This is a genomic window from Pandoraea terrae (genome assembly GCF_902459695.1).
Lineage (GTDB): Bacteria > Pseudomonadota > Gammaproteobacteria > Burkholderiales > Burkholderiaceae > Pandoraea > Pandoraea terrae.
The window spans coordinates 131,179-149,527 of the sequence record NZ_CABPRZ010000008.1 but is presented as its reverse complement, the minus strand read 5'-3'; the positions used below and the strand labels follow the sequence as shown (position 1 = coordinate 149,527).

General features: G+C 62.1%; 13 protein-coding genes. 5 read left to right on the top strand and 8 right to left on the bottom strand.

Features of this window, described 5'->3' with window-relative positions; all coding sequences use genetic code 11:
* Nucleotides 1-82 precede the first annotated feature (82 nt).
* The 8 genes from PTE30175_RS11670 to PTE30175_RS11635 all read right to left on the bottom strand — a co-directional run bounded on the left by PTE30175_RS11670 (nt 83) and on the right by PTE30175_RS11635 (nt 12,248).
* Nucleotides 83-1,180 (bottom strand): YncE family protein, encoded by a 1,098-nt coding sequence (locus tag PTE30175_RS11670; protein WP_150697210.1) that lies wholly within the window; start codon nt 1,178-1,180, stop codon nt 83-85.
* A 121-nt stretch (nt 1,181-1,301) separates the two neighbouring features.
* Complete coding sequence (locus PTE30175_RS11665) at nt 1,302-1,853, bottom strand: hypothetical protein (protein WP_150697209.1); 552 nt, start codon at nt 1,851-1,853, stop codon at nt 1,302-1,304.
* Between the two features lie 131 nt (nt 1,854-1,984).
* Nucleotides 1,985-3,079, bottom strand: a complete 1,095-nt coding sequence (locus PTE30175_RS11660; protein WP_150697208.1) for a YncE family protein — start codon at nt 3,077-3,079, stop codon at nt 1,985-1,987.
* Between the two features lie 32 nt (nt 3,080-3,111).
* Nucleotides 3,112-5,610: a TonB-dependent siderophore receptor gene (locus PTE30175_RS11655; protein WP_224788720.1), complete on the bottom strand. Its 2,499-nt coding sequence runs from the start codon at nt 5,608-5,610 to the stop codon at nt 3,112-3,114.
* Nucleotides 5,611-6,013: 403 nt separating this feature from the next.
* The gene (locus PTE30175_RS11650) at nt 6,014-7,114 is read right to left on the bottom strand and encodes a PstS family phosphate ABC transporter substrate-binding protein (RefSeq protein WP_150697207.1); all 1,101 of its coding nucleotides are present in this window, start codon (nt 7,112-7,114) and stop codon (nt 6,014-6,016) included.
* Nucleotides 7,115-7,474: 360 nt separating this feature from the next.
* Nucleotides 7,475-10,384, bottom strand: a complete 2,910-nt coding sequence (locus PTE30175_RS11645) for a TonB-dependent siderophore receptor (protein ID WP_191628996.1) — start codon at nt 10,382-10,384, stop codon at nt 7,475-7,477.
* A gap of 83 nt (nt 10,385-10,467) precedes the next feature.
* On the bottom strand, nt 10,468-10,923 hold the full coding sequence (locus PTE30175_RS11640) for a hypothetical protein (protein WP_150697206.1): 456 nt from the start codon (nt 10,921-10,923) through the stop codon (nt 10,468-10,470).
* Nucleotides 10,924-11,018: 95 nt separating this feature from the next.
* Nucleotides 11,019-12,248 (bottom strand): PstS family phosphate ABC transporter substrate-binding protein, encoded by a 1,230-nt coding sequence (locus PTE30175_RS11635; protein WP_224788719.1) that lies wholly within the window; start codon nt 12,246-12,248, stop codon nt 11,019-11,021.
* A gap of 590 nt (nt 12,249-12,838) precedes the next feature.
* Here PTE30175_RS11635 and PTE30175_RS11630 point away from each other — a divergent pair.
* The 5 genes from PTE30175_RS11630 to PTE30175_RS11610 all read left to right on the top strand — a co-directional run bounded on the left by PTE30175_RS11630 (nt 12,839) and on the right by PTE30175_RS11610 (nt 18,337).
* Complete coding sequence (locus PTE30175_RS11630) at nt 12,839-14,290, top strand: substrate-binding domain-containing protein (protein WP_150697205.1); 1,452 nt, start codon at nt 12,839-12,841, stop codon at nt 14,288-14,290.
* 200 nt (nt 14,291-14,490) lie between these two features.
* Nucleotides 14,491-15,504 (top strand): ABC transporter substrate-binding protein, encoded by a 1,014-nt coding sequence (locus PTE30175_RS11625; protein WP_150697204.1) that lies wholly within the window; start codon nt 14,491-14,493, stop codon nt 15,502-15,504.
* 180 nt (nt 15,505-15,684) lie between these two features.
* Nucleotides 15,685-16,509, top strand: a complete 825-nt coding sequence (locus PTE30175_RS11620; RefSeq protein ID WP_150697203.1) for an ABC transporter ATP-binding protein — start codon at nt 15,685-15,687, stop codon at nt 16,507-16,509.
* A gap of 27 nt (nt 16,510-16,536) precedes the next feature.
* On the top strand, nt 16,537-17,406 hold the full coding sequence (locus tag PTE30175_RS11615; protein ID WP_150697202.1) for an ABC transporter permease: 870 nt from the start codon (nt 16,537-16,539) through the stop codon (nt 17,404-17,406).
* A gap of 121 nt (nt 17,407-17,527) precedes the next feature.
* Nucleotides 17,528-18,337 (top strand): transporter family protein, encoded by an 810-nt coding sequence (locus PTE30175_RS11610; RefSeq protein WP_150697201.1) that lies wholly within the window; start codon nt 17,528-17,530, stop codon nt 18,335-18,337.
* The last annotated feature ends 12 nt before the right edge of the window (nt 18,338-18,349 follow it).

Sequence of the window (18,349 nt, the reverse complement as noted above, 5' to 3'; positions counted from 1 at the left end):
CATCCGGCCTTCGCTCAAATCCCCCCATTCGCTACATACTTTACCGCTACGTCATGGCGTGAGGGCCGTGCGGCCCTCCGGCTCAGTTGCCCGCCAGCGCGTGACTGGCCCCGCCCGGCAGCACATTGAAACGCAGCAGCGCGCCGCCTCCCTTGCTGTCCCCCGGCGATACCGCCACGTACATCCGGCGCAGTTCGGGCACGAGGATGGCCGTCTTGGCGCCCTTGGCCGTCGGCACGTTGGCAAGTGCCTCATAGTGGTTCGCGCCTTTCTGCTGAATCACACCGAGATAGTTGTCACCGGCCATGTAGATGCGCTGGTTTGCCTCGTCGAACATCACCTGATTGGTTCGCTCAGGCGCGTCGAAGCTGGCCAGCTCGGCCCCGTTTTTTGTATCCAGCACCAGCAGCTTGAACGGCTTGCGCGTGGAGATGAACAAGCGTTGATGTGCTTCGTCAAGCGCCATCGCCGCGTTCAACTCGGCGCCCTTGATCGGCCAGGTGTCGATGATCCGGCGGCTGGCCTTGTCAACAACCGCCACCATGTTCTTGCCGGTCACGTTGATGAACAGGCGATTGCCCTTCTGCTCCGCCGCCATCGCTTCCGTGAAGTCGGTGTCGAACTGCATCTCGCCGATCGTGCGGCCAGACCTCGGATCGATCTCGGCAACGATGGTCTTGGACATCTTCGGCTCGGCATTCTTGCCGCCGGTGACGATATAGAGATGCTTGCGCGACGGATCGTAGTGCATGGAGTCCGCGCCGAGCGTGAGCGGGATCGACCCGATGATCTGGTAGTTTGTGCCGTCGACCACCTTGGTCATGCCGGCGCCGCTGTCGGTCACGATCAGGCGGTTCACGTCGGGCAGGTAGAGGATGCCGTGGGGCTGCTCGAATCCTTTGACCGTTTTCAGGTGCGCCCCCGTCTTGAGATTGAAGACTTCAAGCGTAGCCCCGTCTTCACCGGCAAGAAACAGGCGGTTTCCTTTGACGTCTGCGGCCAAATGATCAAAGTCGCCCGTATAGGCCGGCAGTTCCGTACGCCCGCCGAGATGCAGCACCGGCGCGGCGGTGGCGACCGCACCGGGCTCAGCCGCCATTGCCGCGCCGGGCAGGCCCGCGCAAAGGGTGGCACAAGCGAGTGCTGTGAGGGACAGCATCGCGGAAATTCGCACACGCATTTTTCGACTCCTGGTGAGCATTCGGTGAGCGAGACGGCGTGCTCCGTCCAATGAAAATTGAGCTTTCCCCAACAGGTCGGGGAAAGCTCACGCACGTCACACGCGTCGCCGCTCAGCGTATTCAGTGAACGGGATTGAACAGCGCCTCGAAGCTGGGGATCTGCTTTTGCAGGCTGTCGCGCAAGGCGGTTCCAGCCATGAAGAAGCCTTTCTCGCCCTTGGCGTATTTGCCGTCGTTCTTGTAGGCGGCGACGAGAAGCCCGATATTTTCGCCCGCTGCGTCGCGCATCGGCATCATCATGACGAACTTCTTCACGGTGTCATTGGTCCGGTGCCAGCGCGGATCCACAATGGTGATGCCCTTCGTGATGATGTCGATATCGTCCGGATCGTCCGGATTGCCGATACGGTCCAGATAGGAGCCTGCAAACATGGTGTACGTCCCGGCTGCGGCACCGGGCGGGACACCGTGGAACGTGATGCTGATCAGTTCCGGATGCGCTTTCATGATCTTCTCGGACAGCACTTGCGCGTAAATCTTCGTGCTCGGCGGCGTCCAGTTTTTCGCCTTTTCCGGTGCGGGGGCGGGTGCCGCCTGCGCGGTGCACAGCGCTGACACGGTCGACAGCACACTGAGCGTCGTGACGAACGCGATCTTGGTCAAAGTTTTCATATATCTCCTCTCTCTTGCCCGGCGGGCGGTATGGAACCAACTGTATGAACGAGTGTAGGTTTGACACCTTGAACGAAGATGAACGTGTCCTTAAAACAAATTTAACCAGGGGGTGAGCAGCACGTACGGCGCTATCGGGCGTACGTCAAGACACTGAACGTGTCGGGAAAAAAGTGTGTGGCTGGCGCGCGTCCTTCTTCGTATTTGATGACATACCGGGCGTTGACCAGATAGATCTTGCCCGTCTCGGCATCCATGACGCCGGTGCGCGCCATCGGTTGCGTGCCGACGGTTTCCGCCACCCGGTAATCATTGGCCGACACCTGTTGAATGACCGTCATGTTCGCGTCTTCGCCATTGGCGGTCACAATCTGCCGGGCCCTTTCGTCAAACAGGACTTCGTCGACACCCCGGCCAATCGGCAGCTTCGCGAGCTGTGTTCCGGAGGCGGCGTCGAGCACCGCCAGCCCGGGAGGCGAGTCCCCTTTGCCCCGGCAACCAACGAAAATGCGCTGCGCGGCACTGTCCACTTCCAGCGCAGCCGGCTGCAGGCAATCGTCGAGTGGAAACGTCGTGACCACCTTCATCGTTCTGGCATCGACCTTGACGATCCGGGCTTTGTCGCGAAGCGGCATCAGGATATTGCCCGCCCCGTCAGATCGCGGCGCATCGACCTTCACGCTGTCGATCGTCACGGATCCAACGGCCTTGCCGGTCGTGCCGTCGAAAAAGAGCACCGGCGTCGTCTTGTTGGCACTGTCCGCTTCGCCAATCATGGCGAAACGCCGGCTCACCTTGTCGAACGTGGCCCCGTCGAAGCCGTCGGTATCGCTCTTGTAGCGAGATAACGTCTTGAGACTGGATATCCGGAATACCACGACGTAACCATCGGTCGTGCCGGCCAGGCCCACGTCGAATTCGGGCGCGAGCGCAGACGTGTTGGTACCCGTGGATTGCGCCAGTGTCTTCACAACACGCGCATGGTGGATGTCGTACACCTGCAGGCCGTCTTTTCGATGCGCAATGAACATTCGGCCGCGCACCTGATCCAGCGAGTTGTAGTCCCACCCGGTGTCGCTGCTCTTCACCGTCACCTGTTTTTCGAGGTGATAGCTGCCGGCCTGCGCGCCATGGGCGGCCGCAAAGGCCGACAACATGGCGGCCACCAGGAATCCGCCCCTGAGCGGGCGGGCGTCACGCACACCCGAAGGTTTCAAGCCAAGCATGGGAATCTCCTTCGCAAACCGTTCCTCCCGTCTCAGAAATCGATCTTGGCATTCAGCCTGACGCTGCGATCCATGCCGGTCCCGAACGTGCCGGTCTGCACCGAATTCCAGTAGCGCAGGTTGGTCAGGTTGTCGACGCTCAATACGAACGAAGTGCGGTGTCCGCTGATCACGGTGGCATACGTCGCGCCCGCCGAATACAGTACGTAGCCGGGGATGACGCCCTGGTTCTGCGGATTGACCTGCCGCTGCGTCACGAACGACGCGCCCAGTGTCACGGAAAGGCCAGGCAGCAGATATGTCGGCCGGTGCGTCACCGAAACGTTGCCGATCCACTTCGGCGTGTTCTCCGGCGTCTTGCCCCTGATCGTCATGTCCGACACCGGGTTCTGGATGGCGTTGAGCCACTGGACGGCAGTGGTCACGCTCCACTGGCGGCCGAACTGCTTGGTGACGACCGCCTCGGCGCCGCGGTACGTGATCGTGCCGTCATTGGAGAAGATCCTCGTCACCGAGTTGGTCACGGCATTGACGCGCTCGATGTCGAAGTACGACGCGCTGATCGACAGGCCCTCGAAATATGAATCGCGTATGCCGATCTCCTTCTGCGTCGAGACCGCTGGCGGCAGGATCTGATACGCGTTGACCGAGCTGACCGGCGCAACCCCGCCGTCTTCCAGCCCCTTCATATAGCTCGCAAACAGGGTGGTCGTTGGCAGCACGTCGTAGAGAACGCCGGCTGCCGGCAACGGCAGGTAAGACGCCTGCGACACGCGGCCGTCGCTCGACGTGGAACGAGTCTCGCGAAAGCCGGCGAGTACTTTCCACTTCTGGCCGATGCCGATGGTGTCATACGCATAGAGCCCGCTGTCGCTGCTGGTTTGCAGCGGCAGCGACGTGTTTGGACTGGTCGGCACCGGTGCCGGCAGCGCGATCGGATCGTAGATATTGATCCGCTGCGGCAGCACGATACTGTTCTGCGCGGGCGTCTCGGCATTGCGTTCGCTGCGCGAGATGCCCATCGTCAAGTCATGCGCCAACGGACCCGTGTGGAACTTGCCGAGCACTTCGGTCCGCTCGAAGCTGTTGATGTAGTTCTGCGTGACCGTGCCGACCGTCTCCACGCCGCCCGCGCCGGTCACGAGGTTATAGTTGGCAATACGCCCCGTGAGCCGCGAACGCTCCGCGTAAGAGCGGCCGACTTCCGCAAGCACTTTCCAGCCGTCGTCGATGATGTAGTCGACCCGGCCCTGCACGTTGGTCGTGCGCGGCGAATACACGGCCCATGGACCGGACAACAGGTTTTTCGGGTCCGGCACGCGCGGTATCGTGATATGCCCGTTGACCGCCGTGGGCAGATTGATGGCCGCCTGCTCCACGACGTCCTTCTGATACTGCTCGAAATCGAACTGGAAGCTGAGCCGGTCAGTCGCGCGCCAGTCCGCCCCCAGGCTCGCGAACGAACCGTGCCCGTTGCCGCCGTTGACACCATTCTCAAGGTGGGCGCCCGACAGGTTGACGCGCAGCCCGAGCTGCTGCTCGCTGCCAAAGCGCCGGCCGATATCGATGCCGCCGCCGTATTGACCGAACGAGTTGCCGGACAGCGTCACCGAAGTCACGTCGTGATCGGTGGCCCGCTTGGTCACGAGGTTGATGATGCCGGCCGGGCTCGCGACACCGAACATCAACGCATTGGCGCCCTTGAGCGTCTCGATGCGCGCCTTGTCGTCAGTCGGCGTAGTCACCACGCCGGCGATCGCCACCCCGCCGTTGAGGCGATAGTTCGAAAACAGGTTGAGCTTGATGCCGCGAATGCTCTGCGCATCTGCCGGACTGCCTTTTGAGTTCGTCGGCGCGACACCCGCCTGGTTCTTGACCGCGTCGGACAATCCGTCCTGCGCATCCTGAAGCGCGGCACTGGAAACCACCTGCTTGGTCATCGGCAGGGATTCCTTGTTGCCCAACGCCGACTTGTCCAGGTCGGGGGCCGCGGTACTCGCGATCGGCTTCACGGCGCCCGGCTCGAACAAATTCGGCTTCTGCGCGATCTGACGGCTCATGTCATCGCGAATGGCTTTCGCCCGCTTGATCAGCGCAGTCTCGTCGAGGCCCGAACCTGACGGATACGGGAAGGTGAACTCGACCGTTCCGATGATCGTTCCGCGCGCATCGAGCAACGGCAAGTGGGCCTCGACGTTTTGATCCCCCACGCGGTTGATTTCCACGAACGGCTGCCCCGTCTTGAATACCCCCAGGTCGTCCGGATCGGTCGCGTTGCCGATCCGCTTGCCTGACTTCGCCGCGATGATGACGCTGCGCTGCGCGCCCGGCGGCATCACGTGCAGGTCCAGTTCGAGCAGTTCCGGATGTTGGGCAACCGTGGCATCCACCAGGTTCTGCGCAAAGCTCCCGCCCTGCGCCTGCGCCCCTATGGCCTGCGTGCCGGCAGCTTGGGGGGGTTGCGTCTGCGCGTACAGCGCCGCCGGCAGCGTAGCCGCAACCGCCATGGCAAGCACGGATTTCGTGAACATGTCTCCTCCGTTATTATTCGCCCCTCGTTTTCCGATGAGAGGCTTTATCTCGTGACACCGGCCTTGGTCCGCCAAGCGTAAGCAACGAAACGGGCGCGGATGTGTGTGCGCATCCACGTTGCGGCGCAAAGTCACCGCAACGTGGGAAAGACTGACGATGCTTTTGGGGAGCGGCAGATCACCATCCCGCCTGTTCCAGAAGCGGGATGCCCCAATCACGCGGTTCCCATCGCCGCAGCGTCGCGGCGATGGCAAGTGGGTGAGACAGCAGATGCGGCGCGAGCGATAGCGCCCAAGAGAGGACCGTGGTGTCGCCCAAGGGACGACGTTGTATGTCTTGATGTCAACCGGCGACGTGGATGGGCTTCCTCTCCAACCCGTCCACCCCGCCGGCATCAAACGTTCAATCGACTTTGTCGAGCTTCGCCAGTTCTTCGCGTACGACCGCAGGCGTCAGCGGGATATAAACGCCTTCCTTCGCGACGACGTCCTGCCCCTGGCGGCTGAGCACCGCCTTGAGGAATTCCTTCACCTTCGGCTCGAGCGGCTGGCCCGGCTTCCGATTGACAAAGATGTAGACGTAGCGGCTCAGCGGATATTTGTGCGAGTACACATTCTCCAGCGTCGGCGCCAGGAACGGCTCGCCCTCCTTGGCGGCAAGCGGCACCACTTTCACGTTAGGCGTGACGTTGGCCAGCAACGCGTAAGTCAGGCCGCCCGGACGCGTGGCCATGTCTTCGGCCGCCACCGTGAAGGCATGGGTGAAACCCTTGCCTTTGACGAACTGGATGTTGTCTTTGTAATCGCCACCTTGCAGCACATTGAGTTTGAGGAACCACTCAATGCCGTTGACCGGCTTCAGGCCGTACAGATGAATCGGGCGTTTGGCCCACTCGCCCCCGAGTCCCAAGTCGCCCCAGGTCGAGATATCCGCGTGACCGCGATTGCGGGTCTTCGAATAGATCGCATCGAGTTGCGCCAGCGTCAGGCCCTTGATCGGATTGTCCTTGTCAACCAGCACGATCGAGGTCGCGGTCTTGCCCAACGAGCCTACGCTGCCGGTCGCCACACGAATCGCCATCGGCTTGTAGCCAAACTTGTCTACGAAGCCCTTCTCCTCCGCCGGCAGCAGCTCGCGGCCAACCGGTGCCAGATCTGCCCGGCCCTCTGTCAGGGCCGGCCCGCCGCTGCCGGACGATTTCGCCTCGATCGTGACGCTGAGTCGCGGATAGGCCTTGCGATACAGCTTGGCCCAACCCAGGGTGATTTCATCCATGACGTCAGCGCCGACCAGGCGAAGCTCTTCCTCCGGTATCGACTGGACTTCGCCCGGCTGCCAAACCGGAATCGCGGGATCGACCTTCAGATGATGCTCGACTTCGGCGTATTTCAACGCAAACGCCGGCGTCGATGTCATGAGCGACAACGCCGTCAGACCAAGCGTACCGGCAATGGACATCACCGCGGCTCGACGAAGCGAGGCGAATTGCGTCTGATGATTCATGTGCATCTCCTGAAATGTTTTAATAAGAATGCAAGATCGACTAACGACTTCCCTGGGCTTTGCCATGGCAGATTCATTGGCATGCCGCGAGCGCCACAACGGCGCGAGACTTGCTCAGTTCCCAACTGGTAGCGTTGTTTCCCCTTTGGGCTCCGGGTTTATTCATGGTGATATGCGCCCGTTAACAAGACCTGAAAGGATTCTGAAAAAATATTCAGATTGGCGTGAAGGGGCCATTTGGCGCCTCCGACTAGGGAAAGCACCAACGATAAAAGTCGCTCTGCGCAACGTTGGAGGCGATGATGAAGTTACGCCGCCGAATCCGGCGGCGTAAGGTAAGGCGCGGGCGATCTTCCCGCGTTAGAAGTCGATCTTGGCGTTGAGCCTGACGCTGCGATCCATGCCCGTGCCCAACGTCCCCGTTTGCACGGAATTCCAGTAGCGCCGGTTGGTCAGGTTGTCGATGCTCAGCACGAACGAAGTGCGATGTCCGCCGATCACGGTGGCATACGTCGCGCCCGCTGAATACACCACGTAGCCGGGAATGACGCCCTGGTTCTGCGGATTGACCGGCCGCTGCGCCACGAACGACGCGCCCAGTGTCACGGAAAGCCCGGGCAGCAGATATGTCGGCCGGTGCGTCACCGAGAAGTTGCCGATCCACTTCGGCGTGTTCTCGGGCGTCTTGCCCTTGATCGTCATGTCCGACACCGGGTTCTGCACGGCGGTGAGCCATTGCACCGCGGAAGTCACGCTCCACTGGCGGCCGAACTGCTTGGTGACGACCGCCTCGGCACCCCGGTACGTGATCGTGCCGTCGTTCGAGAACACCTTCGTCACCGAGTTGGTCACGGCATTGACGCGCTCGATGTCGAAGTACGACGCGCTGATCGACAGCCCCTCGAAATACGAATCGCGAATGCCGATTTCCTTCTGCGTCGAGACCGCCGGCGGCAGGATCTGGTACGCATTGACCGAACTGGCCGGCGCAACCCCGCCGTCTTCCAGCCCCTTCATATAGCTCGCAAACAGGGTGGTCGTCGGCAGGACGTCATAGAGAATGCCGGCCGCCGGCAACGGCAGGTAAGACGCCTGCGACACGCGGCCGTCGCTCGACACCGAGCGGGTCTCGCGAAAGCCCGCAAGCACTTTCCATTTCTGGCCGATGCCGATGGTGTCGTACGCATAGAGCCCGCTGTCGCTGCTGGTTTGCAGCGGCAGCGACGTGTCCGGACTGGTCGGCACGGGCGCCGGCAGCGCGATCGGATCGTAGATATTGAATCGCTGCGGCAGCACGATGCTGTTCTGCGCGGGCGTCTCGGCATTGCGTTCGCTGCGCGAGATGCCCATCGTCAAGTCATGCGCCAACGGCCCGGTATTGAACTTGCCGAGTACTTCGGTGCGCTCGAAGCTGTTGATGTAGTTCTGCGTGACGGTACCGACCGTCTCCACGGCACCTGCCCCGGTCGCGACGTTGTAGCTACCAATGCGCCCCGTGAGCCGCGAACGCTCCGCGTAAGAGCGGCCGACTTCCACGAGCACTTTCCAGTTGTCGTCAAACTTGTAATCAACGCGGCCCTGCACGTTGGTCGTGCGCGGGGTGTACACCGCCCAAGGACCGGACAGCAGGTTCTTCGGATCAGGCACGCGCGGTATCGTGATATGCCCGTTGACTGCCGTGGGCAAACTGATGCCAGCCTGCTCGACGACGTCCTTCTGGTACTGCTCGACATCGAACTGGAAGCTGAGCCGGTCGGTCGCGCGCCAGTCCGCCCCCAGGCTCGCAAACGAGCCATGACCGTTGGCGCCGTTGACACCATTCTCAAGGTGGGCGCCCGACAGGTTGACGCGCAGCCCGAGTTGTTTCTCGCTGCCGAAGCGCCGGCCGACATCGATGCCGCCGCCGTATTGACCGAACGAGTTGCCGGACAGCGTCACCGAAGTCACGTCGTGATCGGTGGCCCGCTTGGTCACGAGGTTGATGATGCCGGCCGGGCTCGCAACGCCGAACATCAACGCGTTGGCACCCTTGAGTGTCTCGATGCGCGCCTTGTCGTCAGTCGGCGTAGTCACCACGCCGGCGATCGGCAAGCCGCCGTTGAGGCGATAGTTCGAAAACAGGTTGAGCTTGATGCCGCGAATGCTCTGCGCATCCGCCGGGCTGCCCTTTGAGTTCGTCGGCGCGACACCCGCCTGGTTCTTGACCGCGTCGGACAATCCGTCCTGTGCATCCTGAAGCGCGGCACTGGAAACCACCTGCTTGGTCATCGGCAGGGATTCCTTGTTGCCCAACGCCGACTTGTCGAGATCCGCAGCCACGGTGCTCGCCACCGGCTTCACGGCGCCCGGTTCAAACAGTTTTGCGCTGCCCGGAATGCGCAGGCGCAGGTCGTCCCGGATCTTCTCGGCTTGCCGTTGCAGCGCCGGCTGGCTGGACGTCTTCGCATACGGAAAGATCACGCCCAGCGCGCCGACGGTCGCACCGGTCACGTCCTGCAACGGCAGTTTGACTTCGAAGCGGTCCTCCTCGCGATTGACTTCGAGACTTGTCTTGCCACTCGTGATCACGCGGATATCATCGTCATCCGCCGGCTTGCCGATGCGGCCGATGTTGGACGCGATGATCGGGTAGTCGGCGCCGCCCTGGGGCGGCTTGACGTGCATGGCAAGCACCACGACGTCGGGATACCGGGCCAGCGTTTCGTCGATCAACGTCTGCGCGTACGTGTTGCGCGGAATGCGTGTATCGAAGCGCGCCGGCTCGAACAGATTCGGCTGATGGGCGATTCGTCGGCTGATGTCATCGCGGATTTGCGCCGCCGTCCGGATCAGCGCAGTCTCGTCGAAGCCCGAACCCGCCGGATACGGAAAGGTCATTTCGACCGTGCCGATGACCGTGCCGTGTGCGTCGAGCAACGGCAGGTGGGCTTCGACGTTTTGATCCCCCACACGGTTGATTTCCACGAACGGCTGACCCGACTTGAAGACCGCCAGGTCGTCCGGATCGGTGGCCCGGCCGATCCGCTGGCCCGACTTTGCGGCAATGATGACGCTGTGCGCGGCATTCGCCGGCGTCGCGTGCAAGTCCAGTTCGAGCAGTTCCGGATGCCTGGCGACGGTGGTGTCTACCAGATGCTGCGCATAGCTCTCGGCCTGCGTCTGCGTGCCTATGGCCTGCGTACTGGCGGCCGGGGGGATTTGCGCCTGCGCATACACCGCGGTCGGCAACGTCGCCGCAATCGCCATGGCAAGCACGGATCTCGTGAACATGTCTCCTCCAATCTTATTCATCCCCCTTTATTCTTTTACGGGGGTATTTCTTTCACCACGTGGCCGGCATACCGGCTTCGTGGTTAGCGGGCCGGTTCAAACAGCGCCTCCAACGACGGCGTCTGAGCGCTCAGTTCGTCACGCAAGCGCTCGGCCTGTTGCACGGCCAGGGCTTTGTCACCGCCCCCCGCGAAACGGAATGTCGCGCCGATGACACCGATCGTCTTCGCATTGACATCGCGCATGATCAGTTCCACCGACAGGTCGCCGACCTTGGTCATTTCCACCCGCGGTTTCCCCGAAGCCAGGACAGACAAGTCGTCGGCGTCAGCCTTCTTGCCGATGCGGCCGATATTCGACGCGACGATGACGTTGTCCGCTGCAGCCGGCGGCGTAACGTGCAAGGCCAGGATCGTCAGTTCGGGATGCGCGGCCAGGGTCTTGTCGACCAGGCTTTGCGCATAGCTGGGCGCCCATGGCTGGGCCATTGCTGCGCCCGACAGCAACAACGCGGTTGCGGCCAAGATGATACGTTTCATTGAAATGCCCTCGTTACTGCGCCGCGCCTGCGCGCCTCCCGGGAAAGGTCGGGGCGCGCACGGCGGACGTATCCAATGGTAGTCTGACCTGAACGTCAGTTGGCGATCAGCGCGCGCGAACTGTCGGCCTGCCCCGCACGAAGCGGCACGTACATGGCGTTGTCGATGACCGACTGTTGCCCTTCCTTGCTCAAGACGTAACGCAGGAATTCGGCGATCGCGGGATCGAGTGGCTTGCCGGGCGCTTTATTGGTGTTGAAGTAAATCAACCGGCTAAGGGGATAGGTGGCCAGCGCGACGTTCTCGTAGGTCGGCGCAACGAACGGTCCATTGGCGGTCTCTGCGAGCGGCAGCATCTTCACCGGCGAATCGATATAGGCGATGCCTGAGTATCCGATCCCGTAACGATCGTTTGCGACACGCTTGGCCAGGGGGAACACCAGCTTGTCATAGTGGATATCGTCGCTCCACTCGCCGCGCTTGCCGTCGGTGCTCAGGATTTTCTGGCGCACGAACTCCTCGAAGCCGTTCCACGGCTTGATCGCGTACACGTGAATCGGCTTGTCCGCCCATTCGCCAGTCAGCCCGAGGTCACCCCAAGTCTTGACCGGCTTGTCGCCACGAAGATGGGTCTTGGAGAAGAGCGCATCGATCTGCTGGTAGCTCAACTTCTGCAGGGGATTGTCTTTGTTGACGAAGAAGCCGATCGTGTCGAGGAAACCGAAGTGGCGATAGGAACCGCCGGAGATCGGCACGCTCAGCGGGCCGTAGCCGAACTTTGCCTTGAAGTCGGTCACATCGTCCGGTTTCAACTCACGCGACACGAAGACAAAGTCGAGATTCTGCTTGACCAGCTCCTTCGCGCCCAAACTACCCGCGTAGGGCGGCTTGACGTCAATGTTGACGTCCGGATAGTACTTCTTGAAGCCGTCGATCCACCGTTTGACCAGCATCGGCAGGACGTCGGAAGCCGCTCCCTTGAAGTTGCCGGACAGTTTGATGTCGGTACGCGGGTGATAGCTGGGCAGCCCGGCGTCCAGCGTGGGTTGCAGAATTTCCGGCTGCACCAGGGCGCGGCCCACCTTCATGCCCTCGTCCGCTTGCTCTTTCGTCTGCGGCGTGACGGTCGGCAGCGCGGGCACGACCCACTCCACCATCGCCTCCTGGCCGCCACCTGCGGGGGCCTGGGCCGCAGCAGCGCCGCCCGACGCGACCAGCGTCGCAATCGCCAGGCCCATCGCCAAAGGCAAGCGCATCAGGCGGGCTTGGCCGTACACCGCGCCAGCGTCAGTCTGAGTTGCAGGATGTAAATCGGTGTCTTTCACGGTGCGTCTCCTCTTTTTGGCGGCACGTCCAAATGCCGTGTCTCTTGATGATTACAGCAGCAACGAAAACCATTGAGCCTGTGCGCCGACGCATCGTAGCAAACGAGCATCCAACAGATGAAATGGCGTTGCTCGATGTCTGTGTCCGCAGCATATCTGCACTCTGATACTGACGATACGATGCAGCACTAAACGCAACCTGAACCGTGCATGAATAATCGTTTATGGTTCGGCTCGCCGTCCCTTCCCTGGCGTTCGATGACCACTGCGCATCGTATCTCGTCAATACGATCCGATCATGAACGGATTTTCATCATCGGTTCAGGTAGCGTTTATCGCCACCCCGTATTGTCCATGTCGAATCCCCGAACTCGCCCGCTCAACCAAGCACCACCCGGATCACGGTTGGGCTGCGGTGCCGATCGACGGAAAAGAAACGTACGGAGACTAGCAAATTGCGAACCCAGCGATTCACCACAGCGCCCTGCTTGCGCCTGAGCACGTCGGGTGCCGACGCCGGTATGCCGGCCGCTCGCCGCACAGCCCAAGATACGCAAACCCGGCCACGCCATTTCGCGCTGGCGGCTTGCATGGCTGGCCTGTTACTGTCTGCCGGCAACGCGCTTGCCGCGCCGGCGGTCGATTCGGCATTGCCGGCCTACCAGCCGGAAGCGCACGTCGCGGGCCCCATCAACAGCGTCGGCGACGACGCGATGAAGCCTTTGATGAACGATTGGCTCGCCGCGTTCGAGCAGCGTCAGCCCGGAATTCGCCGCGGGACGAACTGGCGGCACGTGAGCGGCGTCACCGCATTCGGCGCCCTGATGTTCGGCAACGCCGACATCGCACCGCTCACGCGCGAGCCATGGCCAACTGAATTGCAGCCCTACGCCCACCAATTCGCCGGCGACATGATGAAATCGCCGGTGCTGGTGCACGTCGCCAGCGTGGATGGGCGTCCGGCGTACATCGCCGTCAACCAGCGCCCCGGCGCACCACTCCCACAGAAGGTGAAGGAATTCCTTGCCTTCATGCTCAGCCGCGACGGACAGGCAATCGTGGCAAGACACACGTCCTTCGCACCGATCAGCGCGAGCGAGTCTGCGCAGGAAACCGCCAGGCTTCAGGCATTTCTCCCGCCACTCGATCCTGCGCTGTCCAACTACAAGCCGGTCGAAGGTCTGCACGGCAAGATCGACAGTATCGGCAGCGACGGCATGAAATCGCTGATGGACACGTGGATCCAGGACTTCCATCGGATTCAGCCCGGGGTACGGAAAGGCGACCGCTGGGAGCATCTGGGCACCCTGAACGGCTTCCACGCGTTGCTTGTCAACGACACCGACATGGCGCCGATGGGCCGTGAGCTCTGGCCGGAAGAAAGCCGCGCCTATGACGCCGCGCAACACGGGAAGGCGCCCCTCCTCGAAATCCGAGTCGCGCGCGGCGGCTTCAATACCCCGCAACGTACGACCGCACAGGCCATATTCGTGCCCGAGAACAACCCGCTGGCCCAGATCACTGTGGCACAACTGGCGGACATTCTCGGGGAACACCCCAGCATCACGCGTTGGGGGCAACTTGGCTTGACCGGCGAATGGGCAAACCGGCCCATTACCCTCTACATGCCGCCCCACGTCGCGCCCAATGCGATGTCGATGCAAATCATGGTGCTCAAGGGCCGCCAATGGAATCCGGCGGTGCATGAAGGTTCCATCGCCCAGACTGCCGAGGCGATCGCCCGCGATCCGGGTGCGATTGGCTTCGGCGGCCTGGAGGAAGGCGGCGCCGGTCTCAAGGCGCTGGCGGTGGCCGGCAAGGCGGGAGGGCCCTTCTATGCGCTCAACGCCGAGAACGCCGCCAGCGGCCGCTATCCGCTCACGCGCTACATGTATATCCGCCTTAGCCGGCCGCTGTCCGAACCGGTAAAGGCGTTCCTGCGCTATGTGCTGAGCCGCGCGGGCCAGGAGCCGGTGCGCTACTCCGCCTACTTCCCGCTGAGCGCGGCCGAAGCGCAACAGGAACTGGACAAACTCAAGTAAGCACCGCCCCGCTGTCGACATGCGTGGCCGGGCTGCCTGAACAGACTTTCATTTTCGATTCAGCCTGATTTTAGGGTGGTTCTCTATAAATGAGCTTGTTCAATACACGCAACCCGCACAGATCCGGGGCACGTATTCGTTCAGAAACCGCGAGCGCGACACGCGCGACGCAATAACACTGACATTCAGGAGATCGCACTATGAAACTGAAACATTCGGCTTTGCGCATCGCGCTCGGCGCCCTGGTGATGGGTACCCTCTCCCATTCGGCCTTTGCCAACGAAAAGATTACGCTGATGGTCGGCGGCATGGAAAAGCAGATTTACCTGCCCGCCAAGCTGACGGAACAGCTCGGCTACTTCAAGGAGGAAGGGCTGGACGTCGAGCTGCTCAACGAACCGGCCGGCGTCGACGCCGAAAACGAACTGATCGCCGGCGCCGTACAGGGCGTGGTGGGCTTTTACGATCACACCATCGATATACAAGCGAAAGGCAAGTTCCTCGAATCGGTCGTGCAGTTCAGCCATACGCCGGGCGAAGTCGAGTTGATCTCGTCAAAAATCGCCGACAAGGTCAAGTCGCCGGCCGATTTCCGCGGCAAGACCCTGGGTGTGACCGGGCTCGGTTCCTCGACGAACTTCCTGACGCAATACCTCGCGGTATCCCATGGCGTGCCGATCAGCGAAGTGACGTCGCTGCCTGTCGGCGCCGGCAATACCTTCATCGCGGCCATCAAGCAGGGCAAGATCGACGGCGGCATGACCACCGAGCCGACCATCTCGCGCCTGGTCAAGACCGGCGACGCCAAGGTGCTGGTCGACCTGCGCTCGCCCGAAAGCACCAAGAAGTGGCTGGGGGGCCTGTACCCGGCGGCCTCGCTGTATATGCAAACGTCGTGGGTCAACACCCACAAGGCCACGGTGCAGAAGCTCACCAACGCCTTCGTCAAGACACTGCGATACATCTCGACCCACAGTGCCGAAGAGCTCACCGCAAAGATGCCGGCAGACTACTACGCGGGTGACCGCGAGATGTACGTGAAGGCGCTGGCTGCCGGCAAGGTCTCCTTCATTCCGGACGGCCGCATGCCTGAATCGGGCCCGCCCACCGTGCTCAAGGTGCTGTCGGCGTTCGACAAGGGTCTCCAGGGCCGCAAGATCGACCTGTCGAAAACCTACACCACGGAGTTTGTGTCGGCGGTACCGGCGAAGTAAGGCCGCCTCCACGGTCCTTGCCGATCAGTTCGCATCGCGGCCGCGGCGTGCCGCAGTCGCGATGCCAATCCCAACGTTGAGCAGGGCCGGGCGCATCGTCCCGCCCCCCACGGGCGAACGCTGCCGCGGCGCGGCGCGCCAACTCCGCAACCTCACTCTGGCACTCAAGGTTTTTCACATATGACCGTCCAACAAGCAACCCACCGGCTTTCGGCCGCAAACGTCCCCGACAGCACGCCCGCGATAGAGCTCGATCGCGTCAGCCGCAGATTCATCAGCCCGGAAGGCAAGGCCATCATGGCGCTGCAGAACTTCACCATGAGCGTGGAGAAGGGGCAATTCTGCGCAGTGGTGGGCCCCACCGGCTGCGGCAAGTCCACGACCCTCAGCCTGATTACGGGGCTGGCCCGGCCCAGCGCCGGCGCGGTCCGGATCTGGGGTCAACCGGTGACCGGCATCGACCGGCGTATCGGCTTCGTGTTTCAGAGCGATGCGGTTTTCCCCTGGAAAAGCGTGCTCGACAACGTCGCCGCCGGGCCCATCTATCGTGGCATGCGCAAGGATGAAGCCAACGACCGGGCCATGGACTGGATTCGCCGGGTCGGCCTCTCGCGCTTCGAACATCATTACCCGCACCAGTTGTCGGGCGGCATGCGCAAACGTGTCGCCCTTGCGCAAACCTTCATCAACGAGCCGGAAATCTTGTTGATGGACGAACCGTTCTCGGCGCTCGACGTGCAGACGCGCGCGCTGATGCAGGACGAATTGCTGCACCTGTGGAGCGTCAATGGCGCTTCGGTGGTCTTCGTCACGCACGATATCGAGGAGGCGATTGCCCTGGCCGACAAAGTCTTCGTACTCACATCCGGGCCCGCCACCGTCAAGACCTCGTACGAAATCGACCTGCCGCGGCCCCGCGAAGTCTCCGAGGCGCGCTATTCGCCGCGTTTTATCGAACTCTCCCGTCAGATCTGGAACGATCTGCGCGATGAAGTCCACATCTGAATGCCTGCGGGCATTGCGAGGAACACCATGAATACCCGAACAACTGAATTTCCGGCGCAGGATCTCGAACTGCGCCAAGTGGAACTCGAAGCGCAGGTGAGAATGCGCCGTCGCCAAACCCTGGTTCACACACTTCGCCTCGCGGTGCTGGTGGTGACCCTGGGTGGCTGGGAACTCTCCGGACAACTGGGATGGATCGATCCATTCTTTTTCTCCATGCCCTCGATGATCGCCGCCCAGATCTGGACGTGGCTGACGGAGGGCACGTCGCAGGGTCCTCTGTGGGTGCAGGTGCTGGTGACGCTGGAGGAAACCGGACTCGGCTTCCTGATCGGCGGGGTAGGCGGCGTTATCGCGGGCATCGCCCTTGGCCGCAACAAGCTGCTCTCTGACGTGTTCAGTCTCTACATCAAGATCGCCAATTCGATTCCGCGCGTCGTTCTGGGCTCGGTTTTCATCATCGCGCTGGGATTGGGCATGGCATCGAAGGTCGCACTGGCGGTCGTGATGGTGTTCTTCGTGGTGTTCGCCAACGCCTTCCAGGGCGTACGCGAAGCCGACCGGAATCTCATCGCCAACGCGCACATCCTCGGCGCGTCGAAGCGCCAGGTCACGATGACGGTGGTACTGCCCGCCGCGATGAGCTGGATTCTGGCGAGCTTGCACGTCAGCTTCGGTTTTGCGCTGGTCGGCGCCGTGGTCGGCGAATTCCTCGGCTCCCGCCAAGGCATCGGCCTCCTGATCTCGACGGCGCAAGGCGCCTTCAATGCGGCCGGCGTTTTCGCAGCGATGATCGTACTGGCAGTGGTGGCACTGGGGGCGGAATTCCTGCTCACGCAGCTCGAGAACAAGCTGCTCAAATGGCGCCCGCCGCAGTTCACCGACGGCGGCCATTGACACCCTTCTTCGGCCGCGGCTCGCGGCCGTTGCATCAAGGGGGACGCCGGCGTGCGTCCCCGTCCGCAGCCAAGACGCCCACACAACGCGTCCGCCAACAACATTCAGGAGATCCAACATCATGCCCAGCGTTCCCCACGGAACCCACTCGGCACAGCGCGCGCGCCATGCGCGCACCGGTCCGCGCATTCTCATGTCGATTCTCGCCGCCAGTACCTTGCTGGCTTTCCACAGCGCCTTGGCCACGCCGCCCTTCGTAACGGACGATGCCGAGCCCGCCGAAAATGGGCATTTCGAGATCAATGTGGGCGCCACCGGCACCGTCAGGCGAGATGAACATAGCGGCGCGTTGCCTGCCGCCGAGATCAACTACGGCGCGACCGACAACCTCGAGCTCAATGCGAAGGTCGGCATGTCATTCATGCATCCGAGCGGCGAGAAGTCCCATTACGGGTTCGGCGACACGGAGCTTGGCATCAAGTACCGCTTCATCACGGAAGACGATGAAGGCATCCGCCCGCAAGTGGCGTTCGGCCCCAGTGTGACACTACCCACCGGCAACGATCACCTCGGCCTCGGCGATGGTCACAGCCACGTGTCGTTGCCGTTGTGGGTGCAGAAATCGTTCGGTGACTGGACAACCTATGGCGGAGGCGGCTATGTCGTCAATCGTCATGCGAACGAGCGGGGCTATTGGTTCGGCGGGTGGGCGCTCACGCGCAAGATCAACGAGCACCTTGAACTCGGCGGGGAAGTGTTCTACACGGGCGCGGCCACCGTTGCCGACCCGTCGTCGCTGGCCTTCAACCTTGGCGGCAAGTACAGCTTTACGGAGCATGACCGGTTGCTGTTCTCGGCCGGCCGCGGCATTACCCACGTCAACGCAACCAATCAGTTCTCCTACTACCTCGGCTATCAGCGCGATCTATGAGCGCGTAGACAA